We start from the raw sequence: 11,906 nt of genomic DNA on the forward strand, positions 1-11,906 counted from the left end.
CGTAAACTTAATTCTACAGAAGGGACTTCCTTTTTTGTATGGATTTTATTCATTTACACAAAATATTTTACACTCTCAATTATTTTCGTCATAATCATTGCATATTGAATAAGTTAAGTTTTATGTGCCTACCAGCATGAAGCTAAAATATTTGAAAAATGATAATGAAATCTAGAATTTACGCATCGAGAAAACTCACTTCTCTAACCTCACGGAAAAATCTCCACCGGTTCTTGTCAGATTTTGATTGTAATAGGGATCGTTCTCAATATAATCTGCCCAAGTTTTTTCCATGTACTTGGTTTCTTTTTCAAAGCGGGCTTGTTTTTCTGGCGTATTTTCATAGCCGCGTGATTGGGATTCAAAATGATACAATTCTACGCCGTGAAGCCAGACATTATTGTGTCCCTTCTCGTACTCTTTCAAGCATAGATCGACATCGTTGAAAGCGACAGTTAATTCTTCATTAAATCCTCCGATTTCAGCAAAATCTTTGGCACGAATCATTAAACAGGCAGCTGTGACAGCTAAATAATCGACGTTGATTTCTAATTTTCCAAAATAGCCAAAATCTCCCCGTGGGAAGGTATGATGACCGTGTCCGGCTGCACCACCCATTCCTAAGATAACTCCCGCATGTTGGATTGTATTATTAGGATAATATAATTTTGCTCCGACACAGCCGATTCGATCAAACTGGGCAAATGACACCATTTTCGTCATCCACTCAGGCGTGATTACTTCGGTATCATTATTTAAAAACAATAAATAAGTCCCATTTGCAACTTTAGCGGCCAGGTTATTGATACGAGAATAATTGAAAGGAATATCAATCGATTCAACGATAAATCGCTCGCCTAATTGTTTTTGATAATCGGCATAGAGTTCCTGCATTTTTGGTTGATCACTGCCGTTATCTGCCATAATGATTTCGTAATTTGAATAGGTCGTCTTATCAATAATCGAATCCACGCAGCGTTTCACATCATCATAGCCATTGCGTGTTGGAATAATTACGCTGACTAATTCTTCAGATATTACATGATAATCCACATCATACAAACCATTCCCTGCTGCATGTTGAACAGTTGCTTTGATCTTTCGACGATCAATCGCGTCTTGAACCGCTTTTAAGCCCGCATCAAATGCATAACTTTTCGTTGATTGATCTGCAGCAGTTGAGCTTGGTAAGATACGCCAGTAATATAAAATTTGCGGAATATGAGCGATTCGTTCAGCTGTAGTTTGCTCAGTAAAACGAAGAACCAAATCATAATCTTGTGATCCCTCATAGCCAACACGAAAGCCGCCGATTTTTTCCATAATAGTACGACGATAGACACCCAAGTGAGAAATATAATTTGTTCCCAATAATAAATCTGGCGACCAATCAGGTTTAAAGGCTGGATCAAAACGTTTGCCTACCATGTCTATTTTATCTTCATCACTATAGATCAAATCCAACTCTGAATTTTGATTCAAACATTTGACTACTTCATATAAAGCAATGGGGGCTAATTCATCATCATTGTCTAACAATGCAACGAATTCCCCTGTCGCAATCTCTAATGCTGAGTTAGTCGCTCTAGAAATATGTCCGTTTTCAGAACGAAAAACAAGTTTAATACGCGCATCTTGTGCTGCGTATTTTTCTAACAGCGGTCTGACCGAAGCATCCGTAGAATGATCGTCTGCCATACATAGTTCCCAGTTTGGATAAAATTGATTTTGAACAGATTCGATACATTTTTCCAGCCATTTTTCTTCTACATTATAAACCGGCATCAAAATCGAAATGACTGGTTGATAGTCAAAGTCGTTGATTTCTGCTTTAATTGCTGCAATATCCCAATTCTCATTTTCAGCAATCCATTGTTGATAGCTTTCATCTGACTGTTTTGTTTGTTCTAACTTGATCCGACGTAACGTATTTTTTACACCATTGCGTTTCAGATAACCTAATCCTTTTCGAACTTTACCGTAAAATGTATGAATCTGTGAAGGTTGCGCTGCCTCCTTCACAACATTTTCATTTGGGATAAATGATTGGGTCTGAGTATTCCCATCGAAATCAAAAGCAAGGATGATTTTTTCAGCCGGATCTGCTGCCTCAATCGTTAAATGAAACCCCATTTGCAAGCTGGCACTGGTTTTATGAGCAGCTGCTACATCTGAACGCGGATAACGTTCGCTTTTATCACTAATCACATTTTCTGGATAGATAATAATCTCAGGAATCTTTTTGGTGATCAGATCAAGGGCCCATCCTTTGATTTCTAATTGTTTAGTTTCAGGATGATAACTGCATTGATCAATGCAAACTTGTTCATTTTTTGTCATCGGAATTACCCTCCTATACTGAATTGATTTGGATTGATCAATGGATCATTCAATTCTTGAGAATATTTATTCGTTAACTTATCATATGCTTCTTTTTTCACACTAAAGTGATTTTCACCAGGATAACGCATTTCAAAATACGGATCGAAAACTAGTTTTTTATTTTCTTTGGCTAATCGGATTGAAAAATCAATGCCTTTAATCTCTGGTGGCAGTGTCGTATCAAACCCATCTAAAGCTAAGAAATCTTGTTTGCTGATGATCAGTGTATCTTCTGTGGCTGTATAAATTTCTCGTGGCAACGCGGGACGGAAATAAGTTCCAATTGTTTTATTGGACAGTCCTTGTTCTTCGTAAATGATCCGCTCATTTATAGGATCAATGATTACACCACAATTTAAAATCGCTTCATCTTTGCTGATAATTTTACCTGTAACAGCACTGATAGATGGCAATCGGACAAAATTCAGCGCTTCATTCAGCCAGCTTTCCTTTGTTGGTGATAATTCTGCTGCTAGAAACACCAAAAACTCTCCAGTCGCTTCTTTAGCTAATTCGTTCTCAGTTTTACCAGCAAATACTTTGATCCGCTCATCATTTACTTTCGATGCATTGGTTATGATCTCAAAATTTTCCCAATCCGTTGCTAGAATTGCCTTCAACTGTATATCACTTGGTTTTCCACTTAAGATTATCGAAACTTTCGGTTTTGTTTCATGCTTGAAATCAATTTTATAGGCACCATAATTTTTTGTCATAGTAACGACACCCCCAAGATTACGTCGTTCAAGCGCCGCTTGCAAAGCATCTTTACCAGCTACATAAGCGTATTCTTTACTTTGCGGATCCATCGCTACTGAAGTTTCAATCGTGCGCCAATGGTAAAGAATATTAGGAATGTGATAAATCTCTTTAGCCGCTTCGGTCGCCCGCAGAACAAAATCATAATCTTGACTGCCGTTAAATTCCGTTCGTAATCCCCCGATACTCTCTACGATTGAACGTTTTACCACAACAAAATGAGTAATATAGTTGTGTCCTAATAGAAGAGTTTCATTCCAATTAGGTTTGAAGAAAGGATCAAATCGTTTACCGCTCATTGATAATTTATCCTCATCAGTATAAATAAACTCACGATTTTTGTCTTCATTTAGTGCATTTACTACAGCTAACAAGGCAGTATCTGCTAAAATATCGTCATTGTCTAAAAATCCGATGTACTCCCCTGTTGCGATTTCAATCGCTGAATTGGTCGCTTCAGAGATGTGTCCATTTTTTTCACGAAGGACAACTTTCACACGTTCATCTTCAGCTGCTAATTCTTGCAACAATGGTTTGATATGAATCTTAGGTGACGCGTCATCAGCCAAACACAGTTCCCAATTTGGATATACTTGGTCCGTCAATGATTTTACACAAGCGCGCAACCATTTTTCGTCGACATTATACACAGGCACGACTAAAGAAATTTTAGGTTGAAAAGTTAATTGATTCAATGTCTCAACCAACTTTGCTCGAGTGAGAACCTCTACTTTTGTCATCCACTCTTCATAATTTGCACTTTGTTGTTTTGACCGTTGATAATTTTTCAGTGCACCCGAAAAACCATTGCGTTTGATTGAGCCTAACAAGTGACGAATTTTTCTGGTCATTGGTGTGTTCACAGGTTTTGTATGTTTAGCTGTGATTGGGTACACTTGATCTTGTTCATCTATGACGAATAATTTAAAATCATCCATTACTTGCAGCTCTTTGACCGTTAGAATAAATCCGTATTTCTCCGTTGAATCAATACCAAAAACCTCGTTTACATCTGGTCGGTAAATTGGATTGACTTGCAAGTCATTCATCGATTCTGCTAATAAATAATCCAGCGGTAGATAATTTTTTTCTGAAAAACCCCAGCCTTTGACGATCACTTCATTTTCGGCTTCATTGTTCTCAATAGATTCGATTGCCAATTTGATTCCTTTAGTCTCACTAGCTGCATCAATATAAGGAATCTCTTTTAATTGATAATCGTATTGATCCAAATAATTTAATTTTAAAGTAAGTAAGCGGTTCTTGATTTTTTCATTTGTCACGTCTTGGATGACTTTCATTTCAGAAGGAATAAATTCTTCTTCGTTCAAGACATTGACAGTCACTGTGTACTCTTTTCCTGCAATCAATGACCCATCGATTATCACATAAGGCTCTTCTGTGATTTCAGGAAATAGAAATAGATTTTCTTGATACCAAGAGGCATTCGTTTCTTCAATTGCTAACAACTTATTGTCAACGATGACCGATAATTCAATGGTTGCTGGGACTTTCCCAATAACAATCCGTAATTTTTCAGCGTTCGCTGGCGCATGGTGATTCGTAGTTTTATTTTCATTCGTTTGATTATTGAATATATAAGGCTCAACATCAAATTTTCCATCAACCAAATAAGCCAGTTGGACTTGTTTATTATAATTTGAATTAATCGGATCGACTCGTTCTGGTTGTTCGACCGGTTCTTTACGCAATGCGTAAAAATATTGATATACTTCACCAAACGGACGATTCTTAAAATCATAACGAACCATCTGTGGCAGATCCCCGTAATTTGCAGGCAATTCGTTCTGACCCACTTGCGAATAAGTGAAATCTTCCCGCCGAATCGACAAATGAATCCGTGCAAATAATTCTTCAAATCCTTGTTGAGTATAAAAACTATTGTGTGTTCGATCCAATAAACCGTATTGCTTCCAATCCAATTTATTATTAAACAAATCGATCATTACTGAATTGTGTGCCAAGTTGGGGAAAGTCAATAATATCTCGCCATTTGGCGCTAAGAATTTGCTAGCTTCTTGTAACGCTTTTTCTGAGTCTGTCAAATGTTCCAAAACATCCGCAAAAATAATAAAGTCAAACTTCTTATCCGCAAAATGAGCATTCCATTTGTATTCTTCGATATTTCCTAAAAAGCCGTCCTGGGCAAAGCCCATGACGTGCTCAAATAAGACCGGATCAAATTCGACGATCGATACTTCACATTTTTTTTCGTTGATCAAATATTGGGTCATTCGGCCATTACCAGGACCAAATTCCAAAACGGACGAACCTTCAGTGATTTGACTGATGATTTTTCCTACACTCGTATGTTCTTCAAGCGACAAATCAAAATCATACTTCATAATTAAATCGTATCCTTCCACTTATGATCCAAAACGACGATGCCTTCGCCGACATATTTCCCAGAAATAAACATGGTCAAATATCTTGTTTTATAGACGAGCGGCACTGTTGCATTTTCTTCAAAAAGCGCCACATCAAAATAGTATTCGCCGCCTAAAAGCGCCATTTTTTCGTATTCTAAATAAAAGACATTCTCCCCTTTTTTCCAAGGAATCGATTCTTCATCTAGTAATGTGTTTAATCCACAAACGTAATTGTTATCGACTGTTCGGATTGCTACACCTAGAACCGGTCTTTTGATTGAATCATCTTTCACGTTATAAACCACTTTGATCACAACTTTGCTGTCTTGTTCGACGATTTCTAGCGGCTGCAGATTTCCATCTAATAACTCCGCTGATTTCACTTCAACGATATCATAAGCAGAAAATTCATCCGAAGTAGAATTATCACGATCGACTGTTTTCAACGATTTCTTTTTCAAAAAGTTTTCATAAGTCTCCGTGATTTCCATTGTTTCACCTTCTGCTTCAACGACACCGTTTTTCAACCAATAAACTCGGTCACAGAAACGACGAACCGCATTGACATCATGCGAAACAAATAAAATCGTTTTTCCAGCATTTCGTAATTCCGTAAATTTTTCCATACATTTTAATTGGAACTCCAAGTCACCAACGGCCAAAGCTTCATCAACAATCAAGATATCCGGATCAACATTGATCGCAACGGCAAAGGCCAGTCGGACAAACATCCCGCTTGAATAAGTTTTAACTGGTTGATACAAATGATCGCCAATATCAGCAAAATTAATGATGTCATCAACTTTTTCTTCCATTTCTTCTCGAGAAAAACCTAAGACCATCCCGTTCAAGAAAATATTTTCATAACCACTGTATTCTGGATTAAAACCAGAACCTAGTTCTAGTAACGCTGCGATGTTTCCTTCGATTTTCACTTCGCCTTCTGAAGGCGTTAAAACCCCTGTGATGATTTTTAAAATAGTTGATTTCCCTGAACCGTTCTCCCCAATGAAGCCGATCATTTCACCTTTTTTTACTTGAACATTTACATCATTCAACGCATAAAAAACTTCATGATACGTTTTTCTCGTAGGACTTAACGCTTCTTTCAATCGATCAGAAGGTTTTTTGTACATATCATATTTCTTTGTTAAGTGGTTGATTTCGATTACTGTTTCAGTCATTTAATTATCTCCTTATAAAACATCAGAAAAATGTGGTTTCAAGCGTTTTAAGACAATGCTGCCGACCACTAATAAAATCAAAGTCACAGCCCAAAAATAGATCGATAATAACGGTTTCTCCCAAAACCATTGCTCGCCAAAAAATGCGTCGCGATAGCCTTGGACGATATAAAACATCGGATTGAATTTTAAGATAAATTGAATGGTTGGATGACCTGCAAATTGATTGATGCTCCATAAAACAGGAGTCCCCCACATCAAAGCTTGCATGATTACACCAATAAATTGATTGATATCAGGGAAAAATGGCTGGATTGATGAAGTAACCCACGTCAAACCGGTCAAAAACATCATCATCGCAAAAAGATAGTAGAACATTTGCAATACATGCAAATCAGGTACTACATGATTAAAGATCCCCACGATAAAGGCAATGATAATAAAAAATACATGCATATACAATGCAGAGAAAAGCTTGACAGTAGGTAAGATACGAATGTTGAAGACAACTTTTTTAACTAAATAGCTGTATTCCCGAAAAACATTTGTTGCTGAGCCAAGTACTTCTGAAAAATACATCCATGGTACTAAACCAGTCAATAGAAAGACAATAAACGGATATTTTCCATCAGTCATGGCTGCCTTAAAACCAACGCCGAAAACGAACCAATAGGTCACGACCATCACTAATGGGTTCGCAAAAGCCCAGAAAGTTCCTAAGGCTGAACCAGCATAACGCGCCTTGAAGTCATTCACAGAGAATTGTTTTAGCAAATTACGATTTTGAAAAATTTCTTTAGAAAAACCAAGTAAGTCTTTGAACATTTTTTTTCCTCTCATCTAACGCTTTATTTATTATTTCTACAGTTGATTAACGCTACTATTCTACAGAAAGATATATATAAAAGCAAGGTCATTAAGAAAAGCTTCGGTAATTCAACTTTGCTTGAATAGTTAGTAAGTATTATTTAATAAAATAGATGACCGTGTCGTTTTCAGCTGATACAAAAACACTCTTAAAATGATTCCACATCATTTTAAGAGTGTCGCTTCTCTTCTTACGGTAAAAATAAATTTTGTTCAAATACGGAACGAAAGACAACTTCTGGAAAACGAGAATAAATATAAAAATTAAAATAGTAACCGACAAATAGCAAGCAAGCAATTGCAAATAAAGTTTTCACCCACCAACTTGCTTTAGATCCTAGCGCATTAGCAAATAGAATATAATTTGATAACAGACAGGCTCTGATTAATCGGTCAAAACTTACTGAGATCGATAGCAAAGGAAGTGCCAGCATCAACAATGCATTGACTTTTATTACTAAATCCGCGTGATTGTAGTAATAATTATTGATTTTTGCCAAATGCTGTTTACTAGCAAAAAATCGCTCATTTGGATTTTTAAGGCTGTGTCGAATCATCAACCAAGCAATTAAAGCCAGTAAAGATAATAAAATCAAATAAATCGTATATCCCTTAATCTCTGCAGGTGCAGTCATAGAATCTGCATGGTAATAGCGCTTGATCTTATAATCAATAAACGGTAATAAGCGCCCAACGAATCGAATCACGTTATTAAGATTTGAAGCTGTAAATAGAGCAAACAAAGTCGTTGCTAGATATAAGACCGCAGTTGGTACGAAGTAGGCAATCACTACTAGATAGAAAAAGATTGCTGAATAATGAAACATGACTCCTCCAGTAACGAGAACCAAATATTTTACAATACTTGATAGACTGCGATCTTTTGCCAAAACAACTAATCCAGTCGCAATGAACGCAGCGGCAACAAAACTTCTAACTTGGGCAGCATCCATTGTAAAGGGAAAAATCAAATACAAGACTAACGTCCAACCAGGATTAAGTGAGGCTCTTAAAACCGTGTAAAGAATCATCAATAGTGCCGCACCGATTATAATCGCAAAGAAGGCTTGAAACGACAAGCCGATCGTTTTTGCTATGAGTTGAAGTTGTGTATATCCCCACTCTTCTTTTGCAGCAACCGGATCACTATAAAATTTTTGATATTGACCCCGATCTGCAATCAACGTATTGAAAGTCATGGCTATCCAGAATAGAAAAACTAGAATGGAACAAATGACTCTATTCTTTCTAAAAATCGCCGTCAAACTTCCCATACCTAAAAAAAGTAAATAACTCATGTACACACCTAATTTCCTTCTATATATAGATAAAAATACTCCCCATCAAAATCATCTTCAGCAATTATTGCTAGATCCAAAGAATTTATTTTGGGATTTAATTGATATATTCATAATCATTTGGTGCTTGCTGTGGAATCTCTTGATAATCTTCTGTACCACCGACAGGATCTTCTGTAATGGTTGCTTGCGTATCACCTGAGGTAAAACTCAACTGATAAATCGACCATTTGTCTTCATCCGGACCATAGATTTGTTCAAATTGAGCGTAATTTAAAGGATTATAGTCTTGCAACGGTCGATTACTGATGACATATTTGATCCCTAATTTCTTACAATCTGTGAAATTAATATTTACAGTAAAATTATCTGGCCGATCCAAATAAAATTTTGTTTTATCTGCGGTAATAAACGCTCTAGTGTGGGCATAGCGATTATAAATCTTTTCATGTTTATGTTTAGGATCAATCTTATGCCACAATTTCATATCTGGATAGAAACGGACAGAATTAATTGTATTCACCCCTAATGCTGGTGTGAAATTATAAAGATCTCCTTCAGATAGCCATACGGCTTCAGGATCCTCTTTTTTAATCCGAACAATCTCTTCAGCCAACGTCTTCTTATCGATTGCTCCGGTTCCGTGAACGACAGGATTTACAAAGATTCCCGAAGCCAATACGACCAGACTCATGGTCAGTAGAAATATTTTTTTCAATTTGAATAATAAACTGAACAAAATCAAGGCAAATACTATCAACGTCATAAGCATCTCAAATCGATTGAAATATAAGCCCATCACAGAAGTAACTAGCGAATGATTAGCTAATGCAAGGATCAGACCTAGAAAAATCAATTTTACCCAGCCTGGAACTCTTACATATTCCCAAATAAAATGAATCATCCAAAGAGAAAGTAGAACCGATCCAAATCCTAAAGTTACTAAGCCACGAGTGCTTGTTACATAAGTCAGCATTAACACTTTGGCAATACTATGACTATAGCCGAAGAATGTCCAACCAAACATGAAACAACAGAATAAACCTAAGATTGCACCGAGATATTTTTCTTCTTTTCCTTGTTTTGTAAAGATAATAAACGGCGATAATAGCACTGTTAATGGAAAGAAATTAAAATACGATGCGACTTCTCCATTATTTGTCCCATGGAATTTAAAGTCCGCAAATGGGAGCTTCCAATTGGTCAAAAAATAGAAGTAATCAGAAGGCGGCCGTCCTCCGCCACTAGCTTCTCGACGTCCAGGATAAATCGTGTTGAGCGTCGCATCGATTGCGTCTTTTGACGTATTGTAAAAATGAAAAAGAACAATGCCAATGATTCCTAGACCGCCAATAATGATTGGCAAATCCCAAATATCTAGTATCAATTCTTTTCTGAAGTGAATCAATGTCCCAAACAGCCAGAATACGATCAAATACACTAACGGAACTTGATGCGCTGGATACAATACTAAAACAAAACCGATTCCGTTGATAACGATCAACCCCATCATAAATAAACGCAGGAGTTTCTTTTGATGATTTGCAATGTAATGGTAACTTGCCACCATAATCGCTAGTGTGAAAAATATCAAGTCTCCCACATGCTGCATGAACCACCACTGGATTGCAGGAGAAAAAGTGAGCCAAAATGAACCAAGCAATGATAAATACTTATTGCGTTTGGTCAAAATCATGACCATTTCAAAACTTAGTAACAGCATCCCAATAATCTTAAAGCCCCAATAAAAAGATAAGCCTCGTTCTTTCCCTAAAAAAAGAAAGCCCCAGTTAAATGGTTTTCCAATCACTGTCCAATCTTTGACTGGTGAATTGTAAGCAATGATCATATTCTGACCTTCTTTGCCATACTGTTTATTCACAACTGGATAATCGCTCTCAGCCTGCGAAAAATAAAACGGCGTTTGAACCATCCATTCATCCGAGCGGACTTCCCGGTTCTCACCAAAAATAACGTCTGATGTCTTATTATCACTGCGCTCTGAAACAATTTTATCCCATGAGCCGATTGAACTCCCATTTAAATTCAGGGCAACAATCAAAATTAGAAAAATTAAGCCAATCAAATAACGAAAACGAATGATCTGGTCTATCATCCATTTAAAAGGATTAGTTCTTTCATAGGCTTCCTCATTCGCCCGCTTTTGTGCTCTTGTTTCCATTGTTTCCTCCTGAGATGAAAAATTTAAATGTTTCTTTACTGTAAGTAAAGTTTCCGGTCAAGCATTGTTTGCATCCTCGCAAAAATAATTGTCTGCGATATTGTGTAAATAATTTTGTCTCGTATAAAGAATAATAGCATTTTTCAGCTTGTAAAATCGATTGATAACGAAAAATAGACATTTGATCTGCATAGTTCAGTACCGATAATTGATGTTGCAACGCAGTTTTTAGAATATGAATCTGTTTATGTTCAATAAAAATCTTCCAACTTAGCCAATAATCCAAATAATCTAATGGAAAATCTAGATTATAACCCCCGATTTTTTGCAAAAAACTGATCCGTAGCGCGGTGGCTGAATTAATTACCATGATATTTTGGGAATAGGTTTGATTTTCTTGAGGTAATGTACTATGTAATGGACGCAATGTGTCGCTGCGAACAGGTGAAATCTGTTGTGTGTTATCTGTAACGACTGGTGCTAATGCTACGACAGAGCTTGCTGCCTTTGCAGCCGTTCGAATCAATTCTTTTAAGTAATGGTGTGTTAAAACAGTGTCTTGATCAAGTGTGACCAACCATTTGGTCTCAGCACCGCATTGACTTAACGCATAATTATAAGCCTGCGCCAAGCCAACATTTTGAAAACTGTGATAGTAACTGAAACGTTCATCTAATCCTCTAGGTTCGGTGGCTTGTTCACTGTTATCAAAAATCAAGATATTTTTAATTTCAGAAAAAATTTCAGAGGCAAGCAGTTCGTTTAAACTTTTAATTGTCGACGATTCTAAATACGTCATGTTATACAAAACAACTACCATTTCAAACAAACTTCTCACCTCCGA

At 36.7% G+C, this 11,906-nt stretch carries 7 protein-coding genes; all 7 read right to left on the reverse strand.

Going from position 1 to position 11,906, the window contains the following annotated elements; translation table 11 throughout:
* Positions 1 to 195: 195 nt before the first annotated feature.
* The 7 genes from P7D84_RS07735 to P7D84_RS07765 all read right to left on the reverse strand — a co-directional run bounded on the left by P7D84_RS07735 (position 196) and on the right by P7D84_RS07765 (position 11,882).
* Positions 196 to 2,340, reverse strand: coding sequence for a glycosyltransferase family 2 protein (locus P7D84_RS07735; RefSeq protein ID WP_311805877.1), 2,145 nt, complete (start codon positions 2,338 to 2,340; stop codon positions 196 to 198).
* Positions 2,341 to 2,345: 5 nt separating this feature from the next.
* Complete coding sequence (locus tag P7D84_RS07740) at positions 2,346 to 5,507, reverse strand: glycosyltransferase (protein ID WP_311805879.1); 3,162 nt, start codon at positions 5,505 to 5,507, stop codon at positions 2,346 to 2,348.
* Positions 5,508 to 5,509: 2 nt separating this feature from the next.
* Positions 5,510 to 6,715 (reverse strand): ABC transporter ATP-binding protein, encoded by a 1,206-nt coding sequence (locus P7D84_RS07745; RefSeq protein WP_311800203.1) that lies wholly within the window; start codon positions 6,713 to 6,715, stop codon positions 5,510 to 5,512.
* 12 nt (positions 6,716 to 6,727) lie between these two features.
* Entirely contained in the window at positions 6,728 to 7,540 is an 813-nt protein-coding gene (locus P7D84_RS07750; RefSeq protein ID WP_311800204.1) for an ABC transporter permease, read from the reverse strand.
* A gap of 233 nt (positions 7,541 to 7,773) precedes the next feature.
* Complete coding sequence (locus P7D84_RS07755) at positions 7,774 to 8,880, reverse strand: EpsG family protein (protein ID WP_311805880.1); 1,107 nt, start codon at positions 8,878 to 8,880, stop codon at positions 7,774 to 7,776.
* A gap of 97 nt (positions 8,881 to 8,977) precedes the next feature.
* The gene (locus P7D84_RS07760; protein WP_311805881.1) at positions 8,978 to 11,062 is read right to left on the reverse strand and encodes a DUF7657 domain-containing protein; all 2,085 of its coding nucleotides are present in this window, start codon (positions 11,060 to 11,062) and stop codon (positions 8,978 to 8,980) included.
* Positions 11,031 to 11,882 carry a glycosyltransferase gene (locus tag P7D84_RS07765; RefSeq protein ID WP_311805991.1) on the reverse strand — a complete coding sequence of 284 codons (852 nt, stop codon included), beginning with the start codon at positions 11,880 to 11,882 and terminating at the stop codon, positions 11,031 to 11,033. The genes P7D84_RS07760 and P7D84_RS07765 overlap by 32 nt, the downstream gene beginning before the upstream one ends.
* Positions 11,883 to 11,906: the final 24 nt, after the last annotated feature.

Source organism: Enterococcus dongliensis (assembly GCF_031927985.1).
Classification (GTDB): domain Bacteria; phylum Bacillota; class Bacilli; order Lactobacillales; family Enterococcaceae; genus Enterococcus_A; species Enterococcus_A dongliensis.

What these genes read in the sequence shown, in the direction of transcription:
- P7D84_RS07735 (WP_311805877.1), bottom strand. Translation starts at nt 2,340, where the DNA reads ATGACAAAAAATGAACAAGTTTGCATTGATCAATGCAGTTATCATCCT.
- P7D84_RS07740 (WP_311805879.1), bottom strand. Translation starts at nt 5,507, where the DNA reads ATGAAGTATGATTTTGATTTGTCGCTTGAAGAACATACGAGTGTAGGA.
- P7D84_RS07745 (WP_311800203.1), bottom strand. Translation starts at nt 6,715, where the DNA reads ATGACTGAAACAGTAATCGAAATCAACCACTTAACAAAGAAATATGAT.
- P7D84_RS07750 (WP_311800204.1), bottom strand. Translation starts at nt 7,540, where the DNA reads ATGTTCAAAGACTTACTTGGTTTTTCTAAAGAAATTTTTCAAAATCGT.
- P7D84_RS07755 (WP_311805880.1), bottom strand. Translation starts at nt 8,880, where the DNA reads ATGAGTTATTTACTTTTTTTAGGTATGGGAAGTTTGACGGCGATTTTT.
- P7D84_RS07760 (WP_311805881.1), bottom strand. Translation starts at nt 11,062, where the DNA reads ATGGAAACAAGAGCACAAAAGCGGGCGAATGAGGAAGCCTATGAAAGA.
- P7D84_RS07765 (WP_311805991.1), bottom strand. Translation starts at nt 11,882, where the DNA reads ATGGTAGTTGTTTTGTATAACATGACGTATTTAGAATCGTCGACAATT.